The organism is Microlunatus flavus, assembly GCF_900110855.1.
GTDB lineage: Bacteria > Actinomycetota > Actinomycetes > Propionibacteriales > Propionibacteriaceae > Microlunatus > Microlunatus flavus.
On the sequence record NZ_FOFA01000004.1, the window covers coordinates 275,552 to 302,400 of the forward strand.

Here is a 26,849-nt window from a genome sequence, read left to right on the forward strand (position 1 = left end):
GACAGGCGCCAGCACGGAGCAGGGACGCGCCGCACCGGAACCGGGGTGCTCAGGTGCCGCTGAGGACGTCCTCCGGCGACAGCCGGGCGAAGAGGTGCACGTACGGCGCGACCGCCCGCAGCGCCGGGTCGCGGCTCACCGCGGTCTCGAGCGCGAGGAGGTCGTCCCACGCCGCGGGGCTCTCGGTCGCCGGCTCGGGGACGAGGTCGGCGACCGCGCCGATGCCGTCGGCCTCGAGCACGGCGAAGCCCGCGTCCTCGACCAGCCGCGTCAGGCCGGCGTAGCCGAGGCGTCGCCCGTCCTCCCACGCCGCGCGGGCGGCCGCGACGTGACCGGCGACGGCGTGGCCGAGCACGGCCGCGTGCTTCTGCGCCGCGAGCAGGCTGAGGGCTCCCCCGGGCCGGAGGACGGAGACGGTGGCGGCGAGGACCGCGGCCGGGTCGTCCACGACCTCCAGGACCCGGTGGCAGAGCACGACGTCGACGGAGGCGGGGCCGAGGAGGGCGAGGAGGTCGGAGGCGTCGCCCTGGCGGCCCACGACGGCGCCGGCCAGCTGCTCGTCGGCCAGCCGACGCTCGAGCGAGGCGAGCGCGTCGGGGCTGGGGTCGACCACCGTGACGGTGTGCCCGCGACGGGCGACGTCCAGGGCCAGGCCACCGGTGCCGCCGCCGAGGTCGACGACGTCGAGGGCGCGCCGCTCACCGGGGACCAGCTCGGCCAGCTGCGCGTCGAGCACCGCGGCCAGCCGCGTCGCGGCGACCGAACGTCGCCGCCTGGGCACCGCCATGGCCTCTCCCGTCACTCGCCGCCGAGCAGGCAGCGTATCGGGGGCCTGTGCCGAACCGGTGGACGCGCGAGCCGGCGCGACGGGCCAGGAAAAGGTCGACGGCCCCGGCGCGCACGGGGGTCGAGGTCCGCGCGCGCCGGGGCCGAGCCGTCGGCGTCGCGCCGCGAACGCGATCGCCGTGCGTCCGACCGGTGCCGTCGGGCCCCTTCCCCAAGCAGCCTCTCGAACACCTGTTCGAACATGGATCACAGTAGACGAGCCCGCCGACGATTTCGGCGGAACCATGAAGATGCGCGTGTCGCACCGTCCGAGGAACGCCCCCTGAGCCTGTCGAAGGGCCCCGGAGGGGTTGACGCTCGGGGAGGACGAGGAACGCTCCCTGAGCCTGTCGAAGGGCCCCAGAGGGGTTGGCGCTCCGGGAGGACGAGGAACGCTCCCTGAGCCTGTCGAAGGGCCCCGGAGAGGTTGGCGTTGCTCGCTCCGGGTAAGAGGCGCCGACCTCTTCGAGGCCCTTCGACAAGCTCAGGGAGCGCTTCCAGCGGTGCCCTTCGACAAGCTCAGGCAGCGCTTCCAGCGGTGCCCTTCGACAAGCTCAGGCAGCGCTTCCGGCGGTGCCCTTCGACAAGCTCAGGCAGCGCTTCCGGCGGTGCCCTTCGACAAGCTCAGGCAGCGCTTCCGGCGGTGCCCTTCGACGAGCTCAGGCAGCGTCGCCTGCTCACGGGACCTGCGCGGCCTCGCGGTAGGCCGTGGGTCGCTGGTGCGGGACGAAGCTCGCCGCCGTCTCGAGGTCCTCGGGCGTGCCGTGCTCGCCGACCGCGCCGATGTTCTGGACCCGGCTGACCGCGGGCGACACGGACACGAGGCCGTGCGCGGGGAAGACGCGGGTGTTGAGGTTCCAGTCGAACCCGGTCTCGAAGCCCGGCGACACGTTCCACGTCGAGTAGTCGCGGTCCCAGGTCGGACCGAGCAGCCCGTCCCAGCGGTCGCGCCAGGTGCCGAAGACCCACGGGCAGAACTCGGGGGCCCGCACCAAGGCGTCGGCCGCCCCGCCGACCGGGGCGCGGCTGAAGGCGTGGGCCGTCGCCACCCGCGGGTCGGCGGCGTACGCCTCCGCGACGTGGTCGAACAGCTCGAGCACGTCGTCGGCCACGAGCAGGTCGTCCTCGGCCCGGACGACGAAGTCCTGCCCGTCGGCGAAGAGCGCGTCGAGGTGGACGTACGGGTTCTCGAGGACGCCGAGCCGCGTCGGGTTGAGCACCACCTCGGTGCTGGGGTGGCCGGTCCGGCGCACGAACGCCTCGACGAGGTCCACCACCTCGTCCTGCGCGCCGCTCGGCTCGACCGCCACCCGCAGGTGCCAGCCGTCGAGGCCGCGCACGTCGGCCCAGGCGTCGAGGACGGCCCCGAGGTAGTGCGGGCGGTCGAACGCGGTCAGCAGGACCGCGCGGCGCTCAGCCATCGCTCGCCCCGTGCGCGCGGTCGGTGTGGCCGAGGCTCCTCCCCGGCGCGACCCGGTCGCGGACCAGGCGCTTGAGGGGCGCGAGGTCGGGGAAGCCGCCGTCGCGGCGGCGGTCCCAGACCAGCTCGTCGTCGACCTCGACCGTGAAGACGCCGCCGACGCCGGGGCGCAGGGCCACCTCCCCGAGCGTGGTCTCGAACGACGTCAGCAGCTCCCCGGCCAGCCACGTCGCCCGCAGCAGCCAGCGGCACTGCGTGCAGTAGGTGATGCGCAGCCGCGGGCGTGCACCGGCCGGCACCCCACCTTCGTCGGCCGCCTCGTCCGCCGCCTCGCTCGCGACCCCCTGCGCGACCGGACCGGCGGGCCCGCTCCCGGCCGGTTCCGGCGGTACGGACGGCTCGCTCATGCGCGCCACCCTCTCACCGCCTTCTACCCTCGCCTGGTGCCGACCGATCCCGGACCGCTGGTCGCCGTCGTCGGCGGCGGGCTGGCCGGCATGGCCGCCGCCGCCCGGCTGGCCAAGATGGGCCACGCGGTGCGCCTCCACGAGGCGACCGGCCGCCTCGGAGGTCGTTGGGCGCCGTACGCCCTGGACGTGCCCGGCGCCCCGGGCTCGACGGTCCTCGTCGACGACGCACCGGGCGTCCTCACCTTCCCCGCGCCGTGGCGCGACCTGTTCCGCAAGAGCGGCCGGCCGCTCGAGGCCGAGCTCGCGCGCACCGGCCACGCCCTGGTCCCGGCCCCGCCGACGACGTACGCCTTCGCCGACGGCAGCACGCTCGTGCTGCCCAGCGACCGGGGGGCCCAGCACACGGCGCTGCTCGCGGCGTACGGACCCGGCGCGGCCGCCCGCTGGCAGCACCTGCTCGACGGTCTCGTCGACGTGTGGCAGGCGCTGCGCCCGCTCGGGCTCGAGGAGGCGTACGACCGCGGGGCACTCACCCGCGACGTCGTCCGCCGGCTGCGGCCCCGCCGCCGGCTCGCCGACCTCGCCGACGCCCTCGACGAGCCGCACCTGCGCGCGGTCGTCCGCAGCACCGCGTACCGCGAGGGCACCACGCCCGAACGGGCGCCGGCGCTGGCGGCCGTGGGGCTGCTCGTCGAGCGGACGTTCGGCCGCTGGCAGGTCGCGCCCGACCCCGCCGCCCGCACGGCCCGCACCACGGACGTGGGGCGGTCGTCGGTGCTGGTCGAGGCCCTCGCCGCCCGGCTCGCGCTGCGCGGCGTGGACGTCCGGCTCGGCTCGCGGGTGGAGGCGGTGGAGACGGGACCGGACGGCGCGCGCGGCGTGCGCACCGCCGACGCCGGCGTCGAGCCCGCCGCCGCGGTCGTGCTCGCCGTCGACCCCTGGACCGCCGCCGCGCTGGCCCCGGCGACCGCGGGCCGCCCTCTCCGCAGGGCGCTGCGCCAGGCCGGGCCCGCCCTGCTGCCCGTGGCCGCCCACGCCGTGACGGCCGCGGCGCCGACCGGCGAGGAGGCCACGGCCGACCTGGTGCGGGAGCACCTGGACCTCGACGCCGAGGGGCGCCCGCTCGTGACGACGACCCGGCTGCTCGGCGGGCGCGTCGTGCGGACCACGTGGGACCACCGCTCGCCCGCCGCCCGCCCGGGCTCCGGCGTGGCGACCGACGGGTTCCGCGGGTGGCGTCGCCGTCCGGGCACCACGACGGCGGTGCCGGGCCTCGTCCTGGCCGGGGCGGCGTCGCCCGCCGGACCCAGCCCGTCGGCGGTGCTGCAGACCGGTGCGCTGGCCACCTACGCCGCCGCGGGCCGGCGCGACTGACCACACCTCCTGACCACACCCGCTGACCCCTCCGCCCGACCCCTCCGCGCACCCGTGAAGACGGAGCCCCGGCGCCTGGAGCGCGCCGTATAGTGGGCCGTCCGTTTTGCCCCCGCCGTTCCCCCCGACCAGATGGATGGGCCCCGTTGGTGACTGAGGCGCGCAGCGATCCGCTGACGAGCGAGATCGCTGTCGAGCAGGAGCACGTGGACCTCGTCTACGCCCGGCTCGGCGAGGCCACCCGTTCGGCGCAGGAGGTGGCCCAGGCCGGCCGCTCGCTGCACCGCTCCGACCGCGAGTCCTACGTCCGCGAGGAGGACGGGACCCGGCTGTACGAGCGCGACGTCTTCGCCTTCCAGGCCGCCAAGCGGCTGGCCGTCCTCGACGCCGAGCACGAGGGCCTCGTCTTCGGCCGTCTCGACCGCACCGACGGCGAGGTCCGCTACGTCGGGCGCATCGGCGTCCGCGACGAGGACTACGAGCCGCTCGTCATCGACTGGCGCGCCCCGGCCGCCGAACCCTTCTACCGCGCGACGCCCACCCAGCCGATGCAGGTCGTCCGGCGCCGCGTGCTGCGCTGCCAGGGCCCCAAGGTCGTCGGGATCGAGGACGACCTGCTCGACTCCGAGCACGCCGACGGCGAGCTGGTGGTCATCGGCGAGGGCGCCCTGATGGCGGCGCTGTCGCGCGCCCGCGGCCACCAGATGCGCGACATCGTCGCGACCATCCAGTCGGAGCAGGACGAGGCGATCCGCGCGCCGTACCAGGGCTTCACGCTCATCTCGGGCGGCCCGGGCACCGGCAAGACCGTGGTCGGGCTGCACCGCACCGCGTACCTCCTCTACTCCAACCGGCGTCGCTTCGAGTCCGGCGGCGTGCTCGTCGTCGGCCCGAGCCGGGTGTTCCTCAACTACATCGAGCGCGTGCTGCCCAGCCTCGGCGAGGAGTCGGTCACGCTGCGCTCGATGGGGTCGGTGCCCTCCGACGTCGTCGCGACGACCGGCGAGCGCGCCGACGACGCGGCGACGGCCGCGGTCAAGGGCAGCCTGCGGATGCTGCCGGTGCTCAAGCGCCTCGTCACCGAGCCGTTCGCCGACCAGCCCGTCGAGCTCCGCGTCGTCGTCCAGGGCCAGGTGCTGGTGGTCCGCTCGGGCCAGCTGGCCGCGATCCGGCGCGACGTGCTCGCGCACCACAAGCTCAACGCCGGCCGCGAGGCGGCGGAGAAGGCGCTGCTCACGGCCCTGTGGCGCTCGCGCCCCTCCGAGGTCGACATGGAGCGCGACGAGTTCGACGAGCTGGTCACCGGGCTGGCGTCGTTCACGATGTTCACCTACGCCTGGTGGCCGAGCGTCAGCGCCCCGACCGCGCTGCGGCGCCTGGCCGACCCGGCCCTCGCGCGGCGCCTCGCGCAGGGTCCGCTGAGCGCCGCCGAGGCCGACCTGCTGAGCGCCGGCCTCGCCGACCTCGACACGCTCGGCCCGACCGTCGCCGACGGCGCGCTGCTCGACGAGCTGGTGAACCTGCTCGGACCGGTCCCGCCGCCGCCCCAGGAGACCGAGACCTCGCTGTTCCTCGACGGCGACAGCGACGTGTCCGAGGTGGTGACCACCGCGGACCGGATGTCGACGCCACGCGAGGTGGACCCCTTCGACCTGCCGCACCGCACGTACGCGCACGTGCTCGTCGACGAGGCGCAGGACACCACCCCCATGCAGTGGCGGATGCTGCGCCGCCGCGGCGCGAGCGCCAGCTGGACGATCGTCGGCGACACCGCGCAGAGCTCCTGGCCCGACGCCGAGGAGGCCGAGCGCGCGCTGCGCGAGATCATCGGCACCGCCCCCGTGCGACGCTTCCGGATGAGCACCAACTACCGCAGCCCCGCCGAGGTCTTCGACCTGGCGTCGCGCGTGGTGGTCGAGGCCTACCCGGAGGCCGACCTGCCGACGGCCGTCCGCTCGACCGGCGTGGAGCCGCTCCTCGCGGTCGCCGCGGACGTGCGCACCGGCGTCGTGGAGCAGGTCCGAGCGCTCCTCGGCGAGGTCGAGGGCACCGTCGGCGTGGTCTGCCCGCCGTCGCGCCGCGACCAGGCGGAGGCCGATCTCGCGGCCGCGTCGCTCGAGGGCGCCGAGCGGATCGCCGTGGTGACGTCGCTGGAGTCCAAGGGCCTGGAGTACGACGGCGTCCTGGTCGTCACGCCCGACGACGTGGTCGCCGAGTCGCCCGGCGGCGTCCGCTCGCTCTACGTCTCGCTCACCCGCCCGACGCAGCGGCTGGTCACGCTCGACGAGGGCCGTCCCGGCCGCTGGCGCCCCGCCGGCGCCTGACCCGGTCGGGTCAGGCGACCGCGGTCGCGGCCTCGAAGGCGTGCTGCCGGGCGCGGACGAGCCCGTCGGCGAGCGCGCCCTGCAGGGGCGCGTCCACCCCGAGGCGGGAGACGCGGATCTCCGGCGGCGGCAGCGGTAGCCGTTCCCGGAGCACCGCGCGGATGGGGTCGAGGAGGAGGTCGCCGTTGCGGCCGACGCCGCCGCCCAGGATGACCAGCGGCGGGTCGAGCACGGCCACGACGGCGGTGAGGGCGAGGGCCACGCGCTCGGCCTCGCGGGCGACGACCACGCGGGCCCTCGACGAGCCGCGGCGGGCGGCGTCGAACACGTCCACCGCGCTGATCGCCTCCAGCCCCGCCTCCCGCGCGGCCGAGACGACCGAGGCCGAGCCCGTCAGCTCCTCCAGCCGGGTCGGTGACGACGGCGTCGACGGGTCCGCCGGGAGGTAGGAGATCTCGCCGGCCGCGCCGCGTGCCCCGCGCAGCAGCCGCCCGTGGCTGATGACGCCCATCCCGAGGCCGGTGCCCACCGACACGAAGACGAAGTCGTCGGTGTCCTCGCCGTCCACCCGGAGCCCGTCGAGCTCGGCGAGCGCGGCCAGGTTGATGTCGTTCTCGACCACGAGCGTCCCGGGGAGCCGGCGCCGCAGCCGGGCGAGGACCGAGCGCTCCTCCCAGCCGGGGAGGTTCGGCGCGAGCCGGATGACGTCGGCCGCCGCGTCGTACACGCCCGGGCTGCCCAGGACGGTGTGGCTCACGGCGTGACCGCCCGCCGGCGTACCACCGTCGGCCCCCGGCTCGTCCGCGACGAGCTCGTCGGCGAGCCCGAGGACCTCCTCGACGAGGGCCGAGGCCGGGCGGCCGTCCGCCTCCCGCTGCGCGCGCCGGACCACCTGCCCGGCCAGGTCGACCCGCGCGCCCCGGACCCACTGCCGCCCGACGTCGATGGCCAGCGCACCGCCCGCGCTGGGGCTGAGCCGGTAGACGCGGGGCGCCCGCCCGGTGCTGCCCGTACGCCGCCCGACCTGCTCGACCAGGCCCAGCTCCTCGAGCTCGCCCAGAGCGATGCCCACCGTGGGCTTCGACAGCCCGGTGGCCCCCACCAGCTCGGGGGCCGAGAGGTGGCCGCCGCGGCAGAGGACCTCGAAGAGGGCCCGCTCGTTCGCCACCCGCACGGTGCTCGTCGAGCTCACCGGCGCCACCGGCCGGGGGGTCACCGACACCGCGTCATCTTCTCACCAGGCCCAGGGTCTTGCGCTTCGGAAGACAGTCTTACTAACGTGATCGCCGCCAAGCCACTCCAGCTCAGGAGGCACGACGACGATGGCCACCAGCACGACGGCCCCGAGCGGCAGCGCGACGGGCCAGTTCCGTCGGACCGTGGGCACGGTCGCCGCCACGGCGATCAACATGACCCAGATGTGCGGCATCGGACCGTTCGTCACCATCCCGCTGATGGTCGCCACCATGGGCGGCCCGCAGGCGATCCTCGGCTGGGTGGTGGGCGCGCTCCTCGCGCTGACCGACGGCCTGGTGTGGGCCGAGCTCGGCGCGGCGATGCCCGGCGCCGGCGGCACCTACCTCTACCTGCGTGAGGCGTTCCAGTACCGCACCGGCAAGCTGATGCCGTTCCTGTTCGTCTGGACCGCGGTGATCAGCATCCCGCTGATCATGTCGACCGGCGTGATCGGCCTGGTCCAGTACCTCGGCTTCTTCTTCCCCGACATGAGCTGGCTGACGGTGCACGCCATCGGCGTGGGGGTCGTCGCGCTCGTCATGCTCGCGCTCTTCCGGCGCATCGAGTCGATCCGGGTGCTCACGACCACGCTCTGGGTGATCATGCTCGTGACCGTCGTGCTGACCATCGCGGCCTGCTACTCCCACTTCAGCGCCGACCTGGCCTTCGACTTCCCGCCCGGCGCCTTCCACCTGGACGGCGGCTTCTTCACGGGGCTGGGCGCCGGGCTGCTGATCGCGGTCTACGACTACCTCGGCTACAACACCACGGCCTACATGGGCGACGAGCTGAAGAACCCGGCGCGGTCGATGCCGCGCTCGATCGTCTTCTCCATCCTGGCGATGATGGTCATCTACCTCACGCTCAACGTCGGCGTCATGGGCGCCGTGCCCTGGCGGCAGGTCGCGGAGTCCGACTCGGTCGCGAGCCTGGCCGTCACCACGAACTGGGGCCACACCGCCGCGGCGGTGGTCACGATCCTGATCATCATCACGGCCTTCGGGTCCGTCTTCGCGGGCCTGCTCGGCGGCTCCCGCGTGCCCTACAACGCGGCGCGCGACCGGGTCTTCTTCCCGGTGTTCGCCCGGCTGTCGCCCAAGGGCGGCTTCCCGTCCGTCGCGCTCGCCTTCATGGGGGTGGTCACCGCCCTCGGGTCGCTGCTCGACCTGTCGACCGTGATCAACATGCTGACGACGGTCGCGGTGCTGGTGCAGTCGGTCGCGCAGATCGTGGCCCTCACCGTGCTGCGGCGCCGCCAGCCCGGCCTGCGCCGCCCGTACCGGCAGTGGCTCTACCCCGTCCCCAGCATCATCGCCCTGGTCGGCTGGGTCTACGTCTACTTCTCCGCGACCACGCTGTCGATCGTCCTGTCGCTGGTGTGGATCGTCGTCGGCGTCGCCGCCTTCCTGGTGTGGGCCAGGGTGCGCCGCTCGTGGCCGTTCGCGCCCGTCGAGGTCCACGAGGCCTACCTCGAGGCGCAGGAGCGCGGCGACGCCGAGGCCGGCCCGGCGCAGCCCTCCGCCGTGACCGCGTGAGCCCCGCTCCCGACTCGACCGGGGACGTCCTGCTCGGCGTCGACGTCGGCGGGACCAAGGTCGACCTCGCCCTGGCCAGGCTCGACGGGACCGTCCTCGAGCGCCGCCGGCTGCGGACCAACGCCGCCGACGGCGCCGAGCAGGTCGTCGCCCGGGCCTGCGCGCTCGCCTCCGGCCTCGTCGGTGCGTACGGCCGCCGGGTCGCGGCGGTCGGCGCGGTCAGCCCCGGCGTCCCCCAGCGCGACCGGGTGCTGCTCGCGCCGAACATCGACGGCTGGGGCGACCTGCACGTCGAGGCCGCCCTCCGCTCCGGGCTGGCCGGTGCGGTCGACGCCGGCACGCCGCTCGTCGTGGGCAACGACGTCAAGGCCGGCGCGCTGGCCGAGGCCCGCTCCGGCGCGCTGCGCGGCAGCAGCACCGGCCTCTACCTGAACCTGGGCACCGGCGTCGCCATGGCCGTGGTCGTCGGTGGAACCGTCCTCGCGGGCGCCCACGGCGCGGCGGGCGAGGTCGCGTACGTAAAGACCGCGCCCGGCCAGGCGGGCGCCGTCGACGACCGGGCGCCCCTCGAGGAGCAGGTCGGCGGCCGGGCCCTCGACACGCTCGCGAGCCGCGTCGCCGGACGTCCGACCACGGCCGTCGAGGCCCTGCAGAGCGACGACGAACGGGTGCGTACGGCCCTCGCACCGGCCCTGGACGCCCTCGACGTCGCCCTGGTGAACGCCTGCTGCCTGCTCGACCCCGACGTGGTCGTCGTCGCCGGCGGGCTGATGGGCGCCGCCGACGTGCTGCTGCCCCGCCTGCGCCGCGTGGTCGAGCGTGGGGCCCCGCTCCCGCCGCGCGTGCTCGCCGCCCACCACACGTTCGACGCCCCGCTCGTCGGGGCGCTCCTGCTCGCCGCCGACGCCGCCCAGCCCCGGGGCTCCGGCAGCACGCCCCTCCTCCCGACCAAGGAGCTCGCATGACCATTCCCCGGTGGTTCGCCGCAGTCAGCACCGCCGCCGTGGTCGCGCTGGCCGCGACCTCGGCCGGAGGCACGGCGGTGGCCGCCGGCCCGCCCGCACCCACGCCCGCACCGGTGGCCGCCGCCACCCCCGCCCCGTCCGCCGCGGCGGCGTCGTCGGGCACGGCCGCCCGCAGCGCGCTCGAGGCGCTCGTCCGCGCCCACGCACCCGGCGACCTCGGAACCGTCACCCTCGGCACGCAGGGCTGGCGGGTGGTCAGCTCGGCCGACGACCGCGCCTCCGGCGCCGAGGTGTCGCGGCCGGGGCACCCCACCGGCGGCTGGCTGCACGTGCGCCCCGACGACGCAGGCGCCCCGGGTACGGAGATCGCCGCGCTGCTCCAGGACGGGGCCTGCCCGCGGGTCTTCTACTCCGACCGCCTGCGGACGTGCTTCGGCACCCAGGAGACCGGGCCGGAGACGGTGAAGCGCTTCGCCGTGCCGTGGTGGTACCGGACGACGTTCGCCACGCCGAAGCACCTCGGCGCGGACGGGCGCGCCGAGATCGTCACGAACGGCGTCGTCGGCGAGGCCGACGTCTGGGTCAACGGGACCCGGGTCGCGACGCGCCGGACGATCACCGGCGCCTACACGCAGCACCGGATCGACGTGACCCGGCTGCTGCGGACCAAGGGCGCCAACACCGTGGCGATCAAGGTCTACCCGAACGACCCGCTGCGCTACTTCACCGTCTCCAACATCGACTGGACCCAGATCCCGCCCGACCAGAACACCGGGATCCAGCTCCCGGTGCAGCTCCAGAGCTCGCCGGGGGTCGAGCTGACCGACAGCCACGTGGTCCAGCAGACCGCGGCCGACCTGGGCAGCACGCGGCTGAGCGTGGCCGCCAAGGTCACGAACCACCTCCGCTCGCCGCGCCGGGTCACTCTCGCCGCCGTCGTCGTCGCCCCCGACGACGCAGCCGCACCGGTGTACGTCACCAAGACCGTCACCGTCCCGCGCGGCACGTCGCGGGTCGGCATCACCGCCGCCGACGACCCCGCCCTGGAGGTCGCGCACCCGCGCGTCTGGTGGCCGTACCGCATGGGCGACCAGCCGCTCTACACCCTCGTCACCGCGCTGGCCGCCGACGGCACCCTCGCCGGCAGCAGCACCAGCCGCTTCGGGGTGCGGACGGTCAGCAGCCGCCTCGTCGGCGCCTCGCCGCTCGCCCCGGGCGGCGTGCGCCAGTACACGGTGAACGGCCGGCCGCTGGTGCTGCGGGGCGGCGGCTTCGACCCCGACCTCTTCCTGCGCTACTCCGCGGCCGACACCGCCCAGCAGATCCGGCTGCTGCAGAGCGCCGGGCTCAACACCGTGCGCGTCGAGGGGCACTTCATGCCCCAGGACTTCTACGACCAGATGGACGCGGCCGGGATCCTCGTCGCGTCCGGCTGGTCCTGCTGCGACGCCTGGGAGCTGCCCACCGACCACCCGGTCAGCGCCCACGACCTCGGCGTGCTGACCGCCTCCGCGTACGCGGTCGCCCGCTCGCTGCGGGCGCACCCGTCGGTCTTCACCTTCCAGTGGAGCGACAACAACCCGACGACGCCGCAGGAGGCCGTGACGCTGAAGGCGTTCCGGGCCGAGGACTTCGACGTCCCCGTCCTCGCGTCCGCCGAGTACAAGTCGTCGCCGCAGCTCGGCCTCTCGGGGGAGAAGGAAGGGCCGTACGACTGGGTCCCGCCGTCCTACTGGTACGACCGCGAGCACTCGCCGTACGCCGACGACTCCAGCCTGACCAACGCCGGCGGCGCATGGGCGTTCGACAGCGAGGAGAGCGCCGGCCACACGATCCCGACCCGGGACTCGATGGACCGCTTCCTCTCCCCCGCCGACCAGCGCCGGCTGTGGCGCGAGCCGAAGGCGAACCAGTACCACGCGAACGCCGAGACGGGCACGAGCGGCTACAACTTCGGCACGCTGTACAACTTCGACACCGCCCTGCAGAAGCGCTACGGCGCCTGGTCGGACCTCGACGGCTACGTCCGCGAGGCCCAGCTGGCCAACTACGAGAACGTGCGCGCCCAGTTCGAGGCGTTCCTGCTGCACTCGACGGACGCCGCCGCGCCCTCCACCGGGACGATCTACTGGATGGCCAACAAGGGCTGGCCGACGCTGCTGTGGGCGCTGTACAACGCCGACTACGACCAGGCCGGCAGCTTCTTCGGCGCGGCTGAGGCCAACCGGCCGCTGCACGCGTTCTTCGACCCGGCGGCCAGGACGGTCGCGGTCGACAACCTCACGGGGGCCGACGTGCAGGGCCTGACGGTCGACGCCCGGGTCGTCGGCACGGACGGCACCGTGCTCGACGAGCAGCGCAGCGGCGGCGTCGACCTGCGCAGCCAGGAGGTCCGGCGCGACCTGCTGCACCTCACGGTCCCGGCCGCGACGGCCCCGCCGCAGCGGGCGTCGACCTACCTGGTCGAGCTGGTGCTGAGCCGTGGGGCGACCGTGGTCGACCGCAACACGTACTGGTCCTCGACGCAGCCCGACGTCGTCGACTGGGCCAGGACGCTCGGCAACCCCCAGGCGACCATGACGCAGTACGGCGACCTGACCGGGCTCCACGACCTCGCCGCCGCCGACGTCGCGGTCTCGTCGCGCACGTCGACGCACGGGGGCACGACGACGACGGCCGTCACCCTGCGCAACACCTCGTCGCGTGCCACCGCCTTCTTCGTCCGCGCCGACGTCCGGCGCGGCACCGCGGGCGGGAGCCGCCGCGGCGGGGACGACCAGGTCCGCACCGCGACCTGGAGCGCGAACGACGTCAGCCTGGCCCCGGGCGAGCGTCAGACGATCACGGCGACGTACCCCCGCCGTGACCTGCACGGCGACCGACCGGTCGTCACGGTCGGCGGCTGGAACGTCGCCCCCACGACGCGGCACGGCTGAACCCGGCCGTCCGCGCCCCTGCCCCACTCCCCCTCAGGTCAGGAAGTCACCATGCCCCACCGTCTCCGCAGCGCCGGCGTCCACGCCGTCGCCGCCGCTGCCCTCGTGGCCACCACGCTGGCCGTGAGCTCCCCCGTCGCGCAGGCGACCGTCCCGGCGGCCCGGCCGACCACGAGCCCGCCGACCGGCGACCCGGCGATGCCCGGGCAGACTTCGGCGATGGACGTCCCCACCCCGGCCCAGCGGATCCTGCCGACCCCGCGCTCGCTCGAGACGCGGTCGGGGTCGCTGACGTTCGACGCCACGAGCGTGGTCGACGTGGGCCGGCACCCGAAGAAGGGCACCGTCGCCGTCGCCACGTTCCTCGGCGACTTCCTACGGACCCCGACCGGCTACGGCTGGGAGGTCGTGCGCGGCTCCCACGCTGCGAACCGGGTCGTGCTCAAGAGCGGCGGTCCGGCCAGCCTGGGCAAGGAGGGCTACCGCCTCGACGTCGGCCGGCGGGCCGTGACGATCGAGGCCCGCACCAGCACCGGGCTGTTCCACGGCGTGCAGACGCTGCGGCAGCTGATGCCCGCGGCGGTCGAGAAGCACGAGCGGGTCGAGGGCACGACCTGGACGATCCCGCGGGTCCGCGTCAGCGACGCGCCGCGCTACCCCGTGCGCGGGGCGATGCTCGACGTGGCCCGCCACTTCATGAGCGTCGCCGAGGTCAAGGCGTACATCGACGCGATGGTCCCGCTGAAGCTCAACACCTTCGAGCTGCACCTCGCCGACGACCAGGGCTGGCGCCTCGAGATCAAGAGCTGGCCGCGCCTCGCCACCTACGGCGGCGCGCTCGAGACCGGCGGGACGAAGGGCGGCTCCTACACGCAGGCGGAGTACACCGAGCTCGTGGCCTACGCGAAGGCCCGGCACATCACGCTGGTGCCGGAGATCGACCTGCCCGGCCACACGAACGCCGCGCTCGCCAGCTACGCCGAGCTGAACTGCGACGGCAAGGCCCCCGAGCGCTATACCGGCACCGACGTCGGGTTCAGCTCGCTGTGCGCCTCCAAGGACGTGACCTACCGCTTCCTCTCCGACGTGCTCGGCGAGATCGCCGCGCTGACGCCGGGGCGCTACATCAGCATCGGCGGCGACGAGGCCCACTCCACGACCCAGGCCGACTACACGAAGATGGTCGACGCCGCCCAGCGCGTGCTGCGGCAGCACGGCAAGCGGATGTGGGGCTGGCACCAGACCGCGAGCGCCGACCCCGCGAAGCGCAGCATCGCCGCCTACTGGGGCACGGCGGGGTCGAAGGACGACATCGCGCTCGCCCGGCAGGCCGCGAAGAAGGGCCAGCGCATCGTCATGGCGCCGGCCGACCACGCGTACCTCGACATGAAGTACACGCCGTCGTTCCCCTACGGGCAGGACTGGGCCGCGGTCGTCAAGGTCTCCGACTCCTACGCCTGGGACCCCGCGACGCTGGTGCCCGGCGTGCCCTCGTCCGCGGTGGCCGGGGTGCTCGCCCCGGTCTGGACGGAGACGCTGCCCGACATCACGAAGGTCGAGCTGATGGCCTTCCCGCGCCTCGCGGGCATCGCCCAGATCGGCTGGTCGCCGCGCAGGACCCACGCCCTCGAGCCGTACCTCGTCCAGCTCGCCGTGCAGGGTCCCCGCTGGGAGGCCGCGGGCGTCGACTTCTACCGCTCACCCGAGGTCGCCTGGCACCGCTTCGGCTGAGGCCGCGGAACCTCTCGCCCTCCGTGCGCCGTCACGGTGCACGGAGGGCGAGAAGTGCTGGGCACGACGCCCTGGGCTGAGGAAGAGTGAAGGCGTGGCGATCGCGTTCCAGGTGACCTTCGACAGCGCCGACCCGGCCGCGCTCGCGGCCTTCTGGGCCGAGGCGCTGCACTACGTGGCCCAGCCGCCCCCCGAGGGCTTCGACTCGTGGGACGCGGCGTACGCGGCCGAGGGCGCCTCGCTGGAGGAGCGGACCTCGTGGGCGGCCCTGGTGGACCCGGACGGCGTCGGGCCCCGGCTGTACTTCCAGCGGGTGCCCGAACCCAAGACGGCCAAGAACCGCGTGCACCTTGACCTGCGCTCGGCGGCGGGCGCCCCGCCCGGCGAGCGGAACCCGACGCTGGAGGCGGAGCGGGTGCGACTGACGGCCCTCGGGGCGCACCTCGTGAACCGGCTCGAGCCCGACGGCGTGAACGACCTGTGCCTGGTCATGCAGGACCCCGAGGGCAACGAGTTCTGCCTGGACTGAGCCGTCCGGGATGCGGGCCCGGCTCAGCGCGGTCCGCGGCCCGTAGACGGGTCCCGCTCGACCACGGGTCCCCGGCTCAGGCGCTGGCGACCACGCTCTGGCGGAACCGTGCGCGCGGCAGGACGGCCGGCTCGGGCGGCGGCGTCGTGTGGCGGTGGGTGATGAGGTCGGCCGACTCCTGGAGCGTCCCGTCGAGCGGGACGCCCGGGGAGTTCTGACGGAAGAACTGCGAGGAGAAGGACGACCCGGCGAAGTAGACGGGGAAGCCGGCGTCGGCGATCGCGCGCACGGCGCGGACGGCCGGGCTGGCGACGGTCGGGGTGTGGGAGCAGATCACGACCGCCGTGGGGTGCAGCGAGCGCACGGCGACGAGCAGCGACGCCACCGGCGTCTGCGCGCCCAGGTTGCAGACCTCGACGCCGCGGCTGACGAGCAGCAGGTCGAGGCAGTCGAGCGCCAGGGTGTGCAGGTCCTCGGGTCCGGCCGCGAGCAGGACCGTACCGCGCCGGCTGGGGGCGGGCAGCACCGCGGAGCGCGACGCGACCCAGCGGGCCATCGCCGAGGAGAGGAGGTGCTCGTGCGCGATGTCGAGGGTGCCGCTGGACCAGAAGGTGCCCACGACGCGCAGCGCGGGGAAGATGATCTCGTCGATCGTGACGTCCAGGCCCAGCGTGGCGTCGGCGTCGTCCAAGGCCGCGCAGACGCGCATCTGGTTGAAGGACCGCACGGCGGTCAGGATCGTGCCCACGTACGTGGCAGGTGCGGGGTCGACGTGCACGGTCTCCATGCTCCCGGAAGCGAGGACGGTTGTGGGCCGACCCCCGTCGACCTGGATTCTAACGTTGTCATCCTGAGGGCACACCACGCTCAGGCGCAAGCGACAAGCCGGAAATTCTTAACGCCGGTTCAAATGACTACGTAGTCGCGAGTAGATCTCGCGGGTCGCCGAAGACCGGTTCATGGTGATGAAGTGCAGCCCCGGAGCGCCTCCGGCGAGCAGCTCCTCCGACAGCGCGGTGGCCAGGTCGACGCCGGCCGCCCGTACGAGCGAGGGGTCGTGCGCCACCTCGTGGAGGCGGTCGGTGACGAAGGACGGCAGCGCCGCACCCGACAGGTCCGCGAACCGTTCGATCTGGCTCACGCGGGTCACCGGCATGATCCCGGGGATGATCGGCAGGTCGCTGCCGAGCGCCCGCACCCGCGCGACGAGGTCGAAGTAGCGCTGCGCGGTGAAGAAGAGCTGCGTGATGGCGAAGCTCGCCCCGGCGCGCTGCTTGGCCACCAGCAGCCGGGCGTCGAGGTCGGCGTCGCGGGTCTGCGGGTGGAGGTCGGGGAAGGCCGCGACCCCGATGCAGAAGTCGCCGAGCCCGCTCACGAGCTCGACGAGCTCGGTGGCGTTCGCGAGGCCCTCGGGGTGCGGCTCCCACGGGACGGTCGGCCCGCCGGGCATGTCGCCGCGGATGGCCATCACGTGGTTGATCCCGACCGACGCGTACGCGCCCACGACGTGGCGGAGCTGCTCGCGGCTCTGGCTCGCCGCCGTCAGGTGCGCGACGGGCCGCAGGGTCGTCTGCTCGGCGATCTGCTGGGTCGCGCTGACGGTGCGGTCGCGGGTCGAGCCCGACGCGCCGTACGTCACCGAGACGAAGTCGGGCCCGAGCGACTCGAGCTGCCGGATGGTCGTCCAGAGCTGGCGGTGCTGCTCCTCGTCCTTGGAAGGGAACAGCTCGAAGGACACCAGCGGGCGCTCACCGGCCTCGAGCAGCTGCGCCACCGTCGGGCCGCGACCGGGCCGCGACAGGCGCGGCCGGACGGCGGCGGCAGCAGGCGCGGGCATGGGTCAACGATAGGTGCCCGAGGGCGGCGGGTTCCGTAGTCTCTGACACGTGGTCACCCCGGCAGCACCCGTCCAGGCACGCCTCGAGGACGCTTCGCCGGCGACGTCGACCGGGTCTGGCGATGCCCTCCTCGACCCCCGCCAGCCGCTGAGCGACGCCTTCCGCGTGGCGGTCTCGGAGCGGGTCGCGGCCTTCGTCGAACGTCAGGCGCCGGTCATGGAGGCGATGGGCCCCGAGCTCGCGGTGGTCCGCACGATGGCCGCCGCCCTGCTCGGCGGCGGCAAGCGGCTGCGCCCGGCGTTCGCCGTCTGGGGCCGGGTCGCGGCCGCCGGCCTGCCCGCCGAGGCCGACGTGGCGGCGCTGCTGGACGCCGCCGCGAGCTTCGACCTGCTGCACGCGAGCGCGCTCGTCCACGACGACGTCATGGACTCCTCCGACGTCCGCCGCGGCCAGCCGGCCGCCCACCGCCGCTTCGAGGGCGTGCACGGCGAGCAGGGCTGGCTGGGCGACGGGCCCGGCTTCGGCCGCGCGGGCGCCATCCTGCTCGGCGACCTGCTGATCATGTGGTCCGCGCAGCTGCTCGGCGAGGCCGGCCTCGAGCCCGCCGCGCTGCGGCGCGCGCTCCCGCTCGTCGACCTGATGCGGACCGAGGTGACCTGCGGCCAGTACCTCGACATGGTCGTCCAGGCCCAGCCCCTCCCCCGCTGGCTGCCCGAGGTGGACGGCCGCCCGAGCCTCGCCGGCGCGCTCGTCGACGTGGACCGGGTCACCGAGCACAAGTCGGCCCGCTACACCGTCGTGCGCCCGCTCCAGGCCGGGGCCGCCGTGGGCGGTGCGGACGACCGGCTGCTGGGCGCGCTCGCCGCGTACGGGTCGCCGCTGGGTCGCGCCTTCCAGCTGCGCGACGACCTGCTCGGGGTGTTCGGCGACCCGGAGGTGACGGGCAAGCCCGCCGGCGACGACCTGCGCGAGGGCAAGCGGACCGCCCTGGTCGCGCAGGCGTACGCCCGCACCGACGCCGCCGGCCGGGCGCTGCTCGTCGACCTGCTGGGCGACCCCGACCTCGGGGCCGACGGCGTGGCGCGGCTGCAGGACGTCATCACGGCCTCAGGCGCGACCGAGGAGGTCGAGGCGACGATCAGCACGACGTACGAGCAGGCGCTCGCCGCCCTCGACGCCGCCGAGGTCACGCCCGAGGGACGCACCGCCCTGCGCGCCCTCGCCGACGCGGCCGTGCGCCGGACCTCCTGACGCTGCCCTCCTGACGCTGCTCTGGGCAGCGCTGCCCCCGGCAGCGCGGCCTGTCCCCGGGCGCCGGTCGCTCGCAGGGTGGACGCATGAGCGACGACGACGCCACCACCGACCCGCAGGCCGCGCTCGACCGCGGCCTCTACCAGCTGCTGCTCGAGCGGCGCACCCTCGTCCTGGGCGAGGTGCTCGAGCAGCACAACAGCAACCGCCTCTGCCACGCACTGCTGCTGCTGGCGGCGGAGGACCCGCACGCCGACATCCACCTGCTGATCAACTCACCCGGCGGTTCCGTGCCCGGGATGCTCGCGATCCGCGACTGCATGCGGGCCATCCCCAACGACGTGGCGACGATCAACGTCGGCATGGCCTACAGCGCCGGGCAGTTCCTGCTGTCGTCGGGCACGAAGGGCAAGCGGCGCTGCATGCCGCACGGCAAGGTGCTGCTGCACCAGGGCTCGGCGGGGATCGGCGGGTCGGCGATGGACATCGCGATCCAGGCCGACGACCTGCGCCACACCCGCGACACCGTGCTGGGCCTCATCGCCGAGGACACCGGGCAGCCCGTCGAACGGGTCGAGCGCGACTCGCAGCGCGACCGGTGGTTCACGGCGGAGGAGGCGCTGGCGTACGGGTTCGTGGACGCGGTCGTCGAGAGCCTGGACGACGTCCTGCCCTCCCGGCGCCGCCCGGTAGGCATGGCGGCGGGTGCGGGGGCAGGGCGATGAGCAGCTACACGATCCCGTACGTCACCCTGCAGACGACCAGGGGCGAGCGGACGGTCGACGTCTACAGCCGGCTGCTCGCCGACCGCATCGTCTACCTCGGCACCGGCATCGACGACGGCGTGGCCAACGCCGTCATCGCCCAGCTGCTGCACCTGGAGAACGAGAACGCCGAGGCGCCGGTCTCGCTCTACCTCAACTCCCCGGGCGGCTCGATCCCCGCGACGCTGGCGATCTACGACGCCATGCAGTTCATCCGGCCGCCCGTGGAGACGACCTGCGTCGGCCAGGCCGCGGCGACGGCCGCGCTGCTCCTCGCCGGCGGCACGGCCGGGCGGCGCAGCATCCTGGCGCACGGCCGGGTGCTCATCCACGCACCGGCCGCCGAGGGGCGCGGGACCGTGCCCGACCTCATCCTCGAGGCCGAGGAGGTCGCGCGCGTCCGCGCCCAGCAGGAGGAGATCCTCGCCGCGCACACCGGCCGGACGGCCGCCCAGGTGCGCGACGACACCCAGCGCGACCTCGTCCTCGACGCCGAGGCCGCGGTCCGCTACGGGGTGGTCGACTCCGTGCTGCCGGCACGGGAGCCCTGATCCCACCGCGAACCGCTGACTCCCGACACGCCCGAGCGCGATCTCCCTGTCGGGGGTCAGCGGTTCGTCCGAGGGGTGGGGCCCCGCCGGGTCAGGCGGCCAGGGCGACCGGACCGGTGGGCCGGCCCACCCCGACGTGCAGGACACACAGCCGGGTCGCCGAGCGCTGCGTGAGGTCGAGGACCCGCAGGCCGAGGGCCCCGGCCAGGGCGGCGAGGACCTCGGAGGAGGGGTCCTTGCGGCCGCGCTCGATCTCGGAGAGGTACTGCGGGGAGACGCCGGCGCGGGTGGCGACGTCGGCGATGCGCTCGCCGCGTCGGCGGCGCTCGGTCCGCAGCTGGGCGCCGACGGCCTCGCGCCACAGGGGCTCGGGGTCGGGCCGGCGCGGGAAGGGGACCACCGTCGTCATGGAGGGACGCTAGCCCCGTCGCGCCGCGGCGTCAGCCCCCGAGGGGCCGCGTCCGCCGAGGGCGGAATGCCAGCCGCCGTACGCGGGTTGCCCCGGTCATGAGCGACCTCGCGACCCGGGCCCGTACCCTCCTCGACCTGCACACCGCCCCGGAGGTGCTCGTCCTGGCCAACGTCTGGGACGTCGTCTCCGCGCGCACCGTCGCGGCGGTTCCCGGCGTCGGGGCCCTGGCCACCGCGAGCCACTCGATCGCCGCCACGTTCGGCTACGAGGACGGCGAGAACATCCCCCTCGAGCTCCACCTCGACATGGTCCGGCGCATCGTGGAGGCCGTCGACGTGCCGGTGACGATGGACTTCGAGGCGGGCTACGGGGACGCGGGCGCCACGGCCCGGCGCGCGATCGAGGTCGGCGTCGTCGGCGGCAACCTCGAGGACCAGATGAAGCCGCTCGACGAGGCGGTCGCCGCCGTCGAGGCCGTCCTGGCCGCGGGCCGGGACGCGGGCATCGACTTCGTGCTCAACGCCCGGACCGACGCGGTCGTCCGCGCCGGCGACAAGCCGCGTACGCAGGTGCTCGACGAGGTGGTCGAGCGCGGCCGGGCGTTCCTGGCCGCCGGCGCCCCCGTCGTCTTCGTCCCCGGGCTGGTCGCCCGCGACGAGATCAAGGCCGTCGCCGAGGCGTTCGGGCCCCAGCGGCTGACGGTCATCAGCGTCCCGGGCGTCTCGCTGTCCACCGCCGAGCTCGGAGACCTCGGGGTCGCGCGCGTCTCGACCGGCCCGTTCACGCAGCGGGTCGCGCTGACCGCGCTGCAGGACGCGGCGGCCGCCGTGGTCGGCGGCGGGACCCTGCCGGCGAGCACGCGCGCCCTCAACTGAGCGGGCGGCGGGGTCGGGCGCCCAGGTCCGCGGCCGACGCCGGTAGCGTCCACGGCGTGGGAAGCCGTACGCCGGGGCCGGCTGCCGGGACGGAGCTGCGGGCCCGGGTGGCCGCCCGCGTGGAGGCCGCCGGCTACGGCCCGGACGACCCGCTCGTGGTCGGGGTCCAGCCGCCGACCGGTCCGCCGGCGTTCCTGGCCCACGGCCGTGACGCCGCCGGGGAGCCGCTCGGCCCGGGGTCCGTCGTCTACGTCGCCTCCCTGGCCAAGCAGGTGGTCGCCGCCTGCGTCGCGCTGCTCGTGCGCCAGGGACGCCTGGAGCTCACGGCGAGCGTGACGGACCGGGTGCCGGAGCTGCCGGCGTGGGCCCGTCCGGTGCGGGTCGAGCACCTGCTGGTCCACACCGGCGGGCTGCCCGAGGTGTGCGCGTGGGAGGACCTCCAGCGCGCCGGCCTGGACCGCACCACGGACGGGGTCCTCCGCGCGCTCGGCGAGCGGGACGGACCGGACGCCCGACCGGGCGCCGAGCACCGCTACAGCAACGCGGGCTACGTCTGCCTCGGCCTCGTCGTCGCCCGGGCCGCCGGGCGACCGTTCGCCGAGGTCGCCCACGAGCTCGTGCTCGGACCGCTCGGTCTGGACGGCAGCCGCTTCTGGTCCGGGCCCGACCCGGCACCGCCCGGCTCGGCCCGGCTGCGGCCGGAGCACCCGGCGCCGCTCTCGCTCGGCGACGGCGGGCTCTGGTCCAGCGCCGTGGACCTGCTGCGCTGGGGCTCGGCGATGCACCGCGACGTGCTGGGCGTGGCCGACCTCGTGCAGGCGCCCGGCCACCTCGACGACGGCACCGCGCTCGACTACGCCGGGGGCGTGGGCGTGCGGGACCGCGCCGGGCGTCGCCTGTACCGCCACGGCGGGCGCTGGGGCGGGCTGTGCGCCCACCTGCTCCGGCTCGCCGACGACGGCTCCGGCTTCGTGCTCCTCGCCCTCGACGACGACGACGCGCGGGCGGACGCCCTCGCCGAGGGCCTGCTCGACGAGCTGGTGCCGTGAACCCGGAGCGCGCCCGGCGGGGTCCGGCGTCGGCCTCGCCGATGAGTTCGGCGGCCCCGCCGGGTCACCAGTCCCGTCGAGCCCGTACGGCCGACGACGCCCGGCCCGCCGCGGTCCGGGCAGGACAGGAGCACGCGCGATGACCTCGATCACGATCACCCCGCTCCACGTGGCCGACCTGCTGGTCGCCGAGGGCGAGGTGATGCCGGTGTGCGTGCACCTGATCGACCACCCGGACGGGCGCGTGCTCGTCGACACGGGCCTGACCGCGCTGCACCCGGCCGTGGCCGACATGGACCCGCGCCTCGTGCAGCCCGGTCTGGCCGCGCTGGACCCCGCCAGCGTCGACCTCGTCGTCAACACCCATCTGCACTACGACCACTGCGGCGGCAACCACCTCTTCGCCGGCACGCCGGTGCACGTCCAGCGCCGCGAGCTCGAGGACGCACTGGGCCCCGAGCCCTACACGATCCGGGAGTGGGTCGAGGCGCCCGGCGTGGAGTACGTGCCCGTCGACGGCGAGCTCGAGCTGCTGCCCGGGGTCCGGCTCGTCCCGGCGCCCGGGCACTCCGCCGGCTCGCAGGTCGTCGTCGTGGAGACCGGCGCGGGGCGCGAGGTGGTCGCCGGGGACGCTGCGGTCTGGTTCGGCCAGCTCGACGACCCCACCGACGAGGGCCAGCGCATCATCCGCGCGCTCGAGCCCGTGCGGGTCTGGCTGTCGCACTCCCACGAGCCCTGGCTGGCCCCGCGGGGCTGAGCGGGCGCCGGGGCGGGCCTAGGCTCCAGGCGTGCGCAGGCTCCACCTCGTCGTCGTCGGGCTCATGGCGCTCGTCGCCGTGGCCGGGGCCTTCCTCGTCGCCCGCGGCGCGCCGTGGAGCCTCGTCGCGCTGCCGCTGTGCGTCTGCGCGATCGGGCTCGCGGCCTACGTCGTCGGCGACTCGGTCGCCGGCCGGCCCACCCGTACGCCCGCCGTCGCCGCCCTGGTGGTGGTCACGCTGCTCGGCGTCGTCGTCGGTGTGATGGCGTTCGTGACCGGCGGGACCGCTGAGCGGGTCTTCACCGTCGTCGCCGTCCTCGGCACGGTCCTCGCCGCAGCCGGGACGTTCGTGCAGCTGCGGCGCGGGTCGCCCGACCGCTCGGGATAGCCGTTCGGCTGCGGGGCCTTCGGCGCGCGGGTCAGGACGGCCGGTCCGGCCCCGACCGCGACGAGCGGGCGTACGTGCCCACGACCCCGCCCACGATCGCGACGAGCGCCGCCGCGAAGAGGACGGTGAAGGCGCGGGCGTCCCGCTCGCCGGTCACGAAGTCCACCCCGCAGAGCACCAGCGCGACGGCGCCCAGGCCGACGAGGAGGGCGACCTCCCCCACCAGCAGGCGTCCGCCTCGCGCCCGGGCGCGGACCGCGCCCCACTGGCTGGCCGCCGCAGCCGTGAGGACCGCGCCGCTGGAGGCGAGCACCCAGTCGCCGGAGCGTCCGGCCGCGACCACCGCGACGACGGTCCCGACGGCCAGCAGCCCCGCGAGGACGAGGGCGACGGTTCCGACGAGGCGCTGGCGTGGCTCCATGGGGCCAGGCTCCCAGAGCGTCCGTGGACCTCGGCCCAGCGGCGGTCCGCGTGTCAGTCGGTGAGGACGACCAGCAGCGGCGGCGGCTCTGCCGAACGTTCGGTGAGGAGCCCGAGCAGGCGCTCCCAGCGCTCGGGCCGGGCGGTCGCGTACGCCCACCAGGACGCGAGGACCAGGGCGGTGGGTCGGTCGAGGTCGCCCAGGACCTCGTCGAGGGCGTCGAGGTTGCGGCCGAACCAGTCCGGCAGGCCCAGCGCGCCGACCAGGCCGTCCCACCACGCGTGGTCGCTGCGGGCGCCGGGCACCAGGGCCACCGCCCAGCCGTCGGCGGCGAGCGCGTCGACGACCGGGCCGGCGGGACCGAGGACACGACGCACGCCGCCTTGATCCTCGCCGGACAGCACGTCGGCGCCGTCGCTCACCGGGCGACCTGCACGAACGAGTCGTAGTGGTCGGCGGTGTAGAAGAGCAGCCGGTCGTCGTCGCCGGTCACGATGCGGCGCGGTCCGCGGTCGCCCTCGCCGGGCGTACGGACGGTGTACTCGCGGTACCAGCCGCGCGGGTGCACGGGCAGCCGCCGCTCGCGGTTCGCGAAGGTCACGCCGTCCTGGGAGTAGGGGAAGGGTCCGCCCCGGTCGATGAGCGCGACGGTGTCCTGCGCCTGGCGCGGCAGCGTGCTCAGGGCGACGACCCGCAGCCCGGTCTCCGGGTCCCGTGTCCCGGCACCCGTGGTCGAGCCAGACGTGGCGCCTGCGGTCGGACGTGGCTTCGGGGTCTGGGTCCGCGGGGGCGACGTGGCCGTGGGTCCGGGGCTCGCCGTGGCTGGAGCACCGGCCGCGCCGGAACCGCCCTCGCGCAGCAGGCCCGCGAGGACGACGAGCAGGAGCAGGGCGACGAGCGCGACGGCGACGACCGCGTTCCGGGGACCGCGGGCGGACCGGGCGCCGGACGGAGGTCCTGCGCTCACAGGCCGAGCGCGGCGGAGCGGAGGGCGTACGAGGCGAGCGCCGGGTCGTCGGCCCAGGCCTGGCGGAGCCGGTCCTTGAGCGCCCGCGCGGCAGCCTGCGGGTCCGCGGCCTCGGTGATGGCCCGGACCACGACGACGCGCCGCGCCCCGGCCGCGAGGACGTCGTCGAGGGTGTCGGCGCTGATGCCGCCGACCGCGAACCACGGCTTGGACGCCACGTCGGCCACCGGGGCCACGCGCGCGGCGTGGCGGACGAGGTCGAGGCCGACCGGGGCGACGTCCGGCTCCACGGGCGTGGCGTGGACCGGGCCGATGCTGACGTAGGAGACGTCGTCGTCGGCGAGGGCCTCGTCGAGCTGGTCGGTGCTGTGCGCCGACCGCCCGACCAGCGCCCACTCGTGCAGCCGCCGGCGGGCCCGGCGCGCCGAGCCCTCGTCCGCCCCGAGGTGCAGCATGTCCGCCGCGAACTTCTCGGCCAGCCGCGCCGACTCGTGGACGGCGACGATCGTCGACGAGGCCGCGGCCACCGAGCGGGCGACCTCGAGGGCGGCGAGCTCGGCGTCGCGGCTCATCCCCCGCTGCCGGATCTGGACGACGTCGACGCCGCCCGCGACCGCGGCGCGCAGGAAGTCCTCCAGGTCGCCCTGGGCCTCGCGCGCGTCGGTGCAGAGGTAGAGGCGCGCCGCCCGCAGCCGGGAGGCCAGGCTCGTCATCACGGTCACGCGGCGATCATCCCCCACCCAGGGGCGCGAGCGCCCGGGACGTGGCGACGGCCGACCGCGTACGCCGGCGCCCATCGTCCGCTCCCCGCCCCCGCTTCGCCGGTCCCGGTTTCCCGGTCGCCGGTTCCCCGGTTCCTCGAAGCCAGGTTCCCGACTTCCGCTAACCGGCTCCCGCTTTCCGGTTCCCCGGTCCACGACTCCCGCTCCCCCGCTCCGGCTCCCCACGCAGAACTCGTGCTCCCCGCAGCAGATCTGCTGGGTGAAGCACCGGAGTTTCCGTGAACGTGAGAAACCTGGGACTCAGCGGCTGAGCACGGGCGCGGGCGCGGCGTTCAGAAGATCAGGCGGCCAGCTGCTCGCGGACCAGCGGGGCGACCCGGGTGCCGAAGAGCTCGATCGAGCGCATCGTCGCGGCGTGGCCGACGTGCGAGGCGTGCATCTCGAAGCGCTGGAGCCCCAGGGTGCGCGTCAGCGCGACGATCTTGTCCGCCACGCGCTCGGGATGGCCGAAGAACAACGCGCCCTCCGGGGCGAGGAGCGTCTCGATCGAGGCGTCCGACATGGGCGGCCAGCCGCGCTCGCGCCCGATGCCGTCGAAGGTCGCCCGGTAGCGGGGCAGGAACTCGCGCCGCCCCGCCGCCTCGTCCAGGCAGACGTAGCCGTGGCTGTGCACGGCCAGCGGGGTGCCCCGGTCGTGCTGGCCGTACTCGAGCGCACGCCGGTAGAGGTCGGCGTGGGGCGCGAACGAGCCCCACTGGCCGCCGATGATCGCCAGCGCCATGGGCAGGCCGAGGGTGCCCGCGCGGACGACGGACTCGGGGGTGCCGCCGACGGCCAGCCAGAGGGGCAGCTGCCGCTCGGGCCGCGGGTGCACCTCCAGAGCGTCGAGCGGCGCGCGGAACTGCCCAGACCACGTCGTCGGGCCGCCGTGGCGCAGCGCGAGCAGGAGGTCGAGCTTCTCGGCGAAGAGCGCGTCGTAGTCGCCGAGCGAGTGGCCGAACAGCGGGAACGACTCGGTGAACGATCCGCGCCCGGCCATGAGCTCGGCGCGGCCCGACGAGAGCAGGTCGAGCGAGACGAAGTCCTGGAACACCCGGACGGGATCGGCCGAGCTGAGCACGGTGACGGCGCTGGTGAGCGTCAGCCGCTGGGTCCGACCCGCGATCGTCGCGAGCACGACCGCCGGCGCCGACGCCGCCATGTCGGGGCGGTGGTGCTCGCCCACGCCGTAGACGGACAGGCCCACCTGCTCGGCCAGCACCGCCTCCTCGACGACCTGCCGGAGCCGCTCCCCCGGCGAGACGCCGGCCTCGGTCACCTCGGCGAACGTCGTGATCCCCAGCTGCATGGCCCCGATCCTTCCGTACGCGCGCGGGCGCGGCCACCGGTTCGACGGGGTTGGTCGTGCGCGACCCAGACCTCACCTGCGACGCTCCTGCGGGCGACGATCTGTGAGCCCGACCGCACGCTCCCTGAGCCTGCCGAAGGGCCCGGAACGGGTCGGCGTACCTCACCGCAGCACGGACGCCGACCTCTTCGAGGCCCTTCGACGAGCTCAGGGAGCGTTCC

The 26,849-nt window shown here is 75.2% G+C and carries 26 protein-coding genes; 14 read left to right on the plus strand and 12 right to left on the minus strand.

Going from position 1 to position 26,849, the window contains the following annotated elements; translation table 11 throughout:
• Positions 1 to 49 precede the first annotated feature (49 nt).
• The 3 genes from BMY04_RS12005 to BMY04_RS12015 form a co-directional block, all read right to left on the minus strand.
• Positions 50 to 787: a class I SAM-dependent methyltransferase gene (locus BMY04_RS12005; RefSeq protein ID WP_091180347.1), complete on the minus strand. Its 738-nt coding sequence runs from the start codon at positions 785 to 787 to the stop codon at positions 50 to 52.
• Between the two features lie 715 nt (positions 788 to 1,502).
• Entirely contained in the window at positions 1,503 to 2,246 is a 744-nt protein-coding gene (locus BMY04_RS12010) for a glycosyltransferase family protein (RefSeq protein ID WP_091180351.1), read from the minus strand.
• The gene (locus tag BMY04_RS12015; protein WP_091180764.1) at positions 2,239 to 2,652 is read right to left on the minus strand and encodes an Rdx family protein; all 414 of its coding nucleotides are present in this window, start codon (positions 2,650 to 2,652) and stop codon (positions 2,239 to 2,241) included. Before BMY04_RS12015 ends, BMY04_RS12010 begins: the two co-directional genes overlap by 8 nt.
• Positions 2,653 to 2,688: 36 nt before the next feature.
• Between BMY04_RS12015 and BMY04_RS12020 the strand changes: the two genes are divergently transcribed.
• Together BMY04_RS12020 and BMY04_RS12025 are read left to right on the plus strand one after the other, a co-directional pair.
• Positions 2,689 to 4,029, plus strand: a complete 1,341-nt coding sequence (locus BMY04_RS12020) for an FAD-dependent oxidoreductase (RefSeq protein WP_091180354.1) — start codon at positions 2,689 to 2,691, stop codon at positions 4,027 to 4,029.
• Between the two features lie 149 nt (positions 4,030 to 4,178).
• Complete coding sequence (locus BMY04_RS12025; RefSeq protein WP_091180359.1) at positions 4,179 to 6,353, plus strand: HelD family protein; 2,175 nt, start codon at positions 4,179 to 4,181, stop codon at positions 6,351 to 6,353.
• Between the two features lie 10 nt (positions 6,354 to 6,363).
• On the opposite strand, the gene BMY04_RS12030 is transcribed toward BMY04_RS12025, so the two are convergent.
• Complete coding sequence (locus tag BMY04_RS12030; RefSeq protein WP_091180363.1) at positions 6,364 to 7,575, minus strand: ROK family transcriptional regulator; 1,212 nt, start codon at positions 7,573 to 7,575, stop codon at positions 6,364 to 6,366.
• A 100-nt stretch (positions 7,576 to 7,675) separates the two neighbouring features.
• Between BMY04_RS12030 and BMY04_RS12035 the strand changes: the two genes are divergently transcribed.
• The 5 genes from BMY04_RS12035 to BMY04_RS12055 all read left to right on the plus strand — a co-directional run bounded on the left by BMY04_RS12035 (position 7,676) and on the right by BMY04_RS12055 (position 15,285).
• Positions 7,676 to 9,124: an APC family permease gene (locus BMY04_RS12035; protein WP_091180366.1), complete on the plus strand. Its 1,449-nt coding sequence runs from the start codon at positions 7,676 to 7,678 to the stop codon at positions 9,122 to 9,124.
• Positions 9,121 to 10,089, plus strand: a complete 969-nt coding sequence (locus BMY04_RS12040) for an ROK family protein (protein WP_170854099.1) — start codon at positions 9,121 to 9,123, stop codon at positions 10,087 to 10,089. Before BMY04_RS12035 ends, BMY04_RS12040 begins: the two co-directional genes overlap by 4 nt.
• Complete coding sequence (locus tag BMY04_RS12045; RefSeq protein ID WP_091180376.1) at positions 10,086 to 13,025, plus strand: glycoside hydrolase family 2 protein; 2,940 nt, start codon at positions 10,086 to 10,088, stop codon at positions 13,023 to 13,025. Before BMY04_RS12040 ends, BMY04_RS12045 begins: the two co-directional genes overlap by 4 nt.
• Before the next feature lie 51 nt (positions 13,026 to 13,076).
• Complete coding sequence (locus tag BMY04_RS12050; protein WP_091180380.1) at positions 13,077 to 14,756, plus strand: beta-N-acetylhexosaminidase; 1,680 nt, start codon at positions 13,077 to 13,079, stop codon at positions 14,754 to 14,756.
• Between the two features lie 94 nt (positions 14,757 to 14,850).
• The gene (locus BMY04_RS12055; protein ID WP_091180384.1) at positions 14,851 to 15,285 is read left to right on the plus strand and encodes a VOC family protein; all 435 of its coding nucleotides are present in this window, start codon (positions 14,851 to 14,853) and stop codon (positions 15,283 to 15,285) included.
• Between the two features lie 76 nt (positions 15,286 to 15,361).
• Here the strand turns inward: BMY04_RS12055 and BMY04_RS12060 are convergent, their stop codons facing one another.
• Positions 15,362 to 16,072: a cobalamin B12-binding domain-containing protein gene (locus BMY04_RS12060; RefSeq protein ID WP_091180388.1), complete on the minus strand. Its 711-nt coding sequence runs from the start codon at positions 16,070 to 16,072 to the stop codon at positions 15,362 to 15,364.
• Between the two features lie 108 nt (positions 16,073 to 16,180).
• Positions 16,181 to 17,122, minus strand: coding sequence for a methylenetetrahydrofolate reductase [NAD(P)H] (metF, locus tag BMY04_RS12065; protein WP_091180391.1), 942 nt, complete (start codon positions 17,120 to 17,122; stop codon positions 16,181 to 16,183).
• A 148-nt stretch (positions 17,123 to 17,270) separates the two neighbouring features.
• Here metF and BMY04_RS12070 point away from each other — a divergent pair, with 148 nt between their 5' ends.
• The 3 genes from BMY04_RS12070 (at position 17,271) to BMY04_RS12080 (ending at position 19,689) form a co-directional block, all read left to right on the plus strand.
• Positions 17,271 to 18,374, plus strand: coding sequence for a polyprenyl synthetase family protein (locus tag BMY04_RS12070; protein WP_332452327.1), 1,104 nt, complete (start codon positions 17,271 to 17,273; stop codon positions 18,372 to 18,374).
• A gap of 86 nt (positions 18,375 to 18,460) precedes the next feature.
• Positions 18,461 to 19,099, plus strand: a complete 639-nt coding sequence (locus BMY04_RS12075) for a ClpP family protease (RefSeq protein ID WP_091180394.1) — start codon at positions 18,461 to 18,463, stop codon at positions 19,097 to 19,099.
• Positions 19,096 to 19,689: a ClpP family protease gene (locus BMY04_RS12080; RefSeq protein ID WP_091180398.1), complete on the plus strand. Its 594-nt coding sequence runs from the start codon at positions 19,096 to 19,098 to the stop codon at positions 19,687 to 19,689. Before BMY04_RS12075 ends, BMY04_RS12080 begins: the two co-directional genes overlap by 4 nt.
• Positions 19,690 to 19,780: 91 nt before the next feature.
• On the opposite strand, the gene BMY04_RS12085 is transcribed toward BMY04_RS12080, so the two are convergent.
• Positions 19,781 to 20,098, minus strand: coding sequence for a helix-turn-helix domain-containing protein (locus BMY04_RS12085; protein WP_091180401.1), 318 nt, complete (start codon positions 20,096 to 20,098; stop codon positions 19,781 to 19,783).
• Positions 20,099 to 20,196: 98 nt separating this feature from the next.
• Between BMY04_RS12085 and BMY04_RS12090 the strand changes: the two genes are divergently transcribed.
• From BMY04_RS12090 to BMY04_RS12105, 4 genes are all read left to right on the plus strand, one after another.
• The gene (locus tag BMY04_RS12090) at positions 20,197 to 20,976 is read left to right on the plus strand and encodes an isocitrate lyase/PEP mutase family protein (RefSeq protein WP_091180404.1); all 780 of its coding nucleotides are present in this window, start codon (positions 20,197 to 20,199) and stop codon (positions 20,974 to 20,976) included.
• A 56-nt stretch (positions 20,977 to 21,032) separates the two neighbouring features.
• Positions 21,033 to 22,025, plus strand: coding sequence for a serine hydrolase domain-containing protein (locus tag BMY04_RS12095; protein WP_139209833.1), 993 nt, complete (start codon positions 21,033 to 21,035; stop codon positions 22,023 to 22,025).
• A gap of 139 nt (positions 22,026 to 22,164) precedes the next feature.
• The gene (locus BMY04_RS12100; protein WP_091180412.1) at positions 22,165 to 22,782 is read left to right on the plus strand and encodes an N-acyl homoserine lactonase family protein; all 618 of its coding nucleotides are present in this window, start codon (positions 22,165 to 22,167) and stop codon (positions 22,780 to 22,782) included.
• 31 nt (positions 22,783 to 22,813) lie between these two features.
• Positions 22,814 to 23,170 (plus strand): hypothetical protein, encoded by a 357-nt coding sequence (locus tag BMY04_RS12105; RefSeq protein WP_091180416.1) that lies wholly within the window; start codon positions 22,814 to 22,816, stop codon positions 23,168 to 23,170.
• A gap of 31 nt (positions 23,171 to 23,201) precedes the next feature.
• Here the strand turns inward: BMY04_RS12105 and BMY04_RS12110 are convergent, their stop codons facing one another.
• The 5 genes from BMY04_RS12110 to BMY04_RS12130 form a co-directional block, all read right to left on the minus strand.
• A complete protein-coding gene (locus BMY04_RS12110; protein ID WP_091180419.1) occupies positions 23,202 to 23,591 on the minus strand; it encodes a hypothetical protein in 390 nt (129 codons plus the stop codon).
• 53 nt (positions 23,592 to 23,644) lie between these two features.
• Positions 23,645 to 24,013 carry a barstar family protein gene (locus tag BMY04_RS12115; protein ID WP_139209834.1) on the minus strand — a complete coding sequence of 123 codons (369 nt, stop codon included), beginning with the start codon at positions 24,011 to 24,013 and terminating at the stop codon, positions 23,645 to 23,647.
• Entirely contained in the window at positions 24,010 to 24,558 is a 549-nt protein-coding gene (locus tag BMY04_RS12120) for a guanyl-specific ribonuclease (RefSeq protein WP_232506322.1), read from the minus strand. The genes BMY04_RS12115 and BMY04_RS12120 overlap by 4 nt, the downstream gene beginning before the upstream one ends.
• On the minus strand, positions 24,555 to 25,271 hold the full coding sequence (locus BMY04_RS12125; protein WP_232506350.1) for a thiamine phosphate synthase: 717 nt from the start codon (positions 25,269 to 25,271) through the stop codon (positions 24,555 to 24,557). The genes BMY04_RS12120 and BMY04_RS12125 overlap by 4 nt, the downstream gene beginning before the upstream one ends.
• Positions 25,272 to 25,620: 349 nt before the next feature.
• On the minus strand, positions 25,621 to 26,628 hold the full coding sequence (locus BMY04_RS12130) for an LLM class flavin-dependent oxidoreductase (protein WP_091180421.1): 1,008 nt from the start codon (positions 26,626 to 26,628) through the stop codon (positions 25,621 to 25,623).
• Positions 26,629 to 26,849 lie beyond the last annotated feature (221 nt).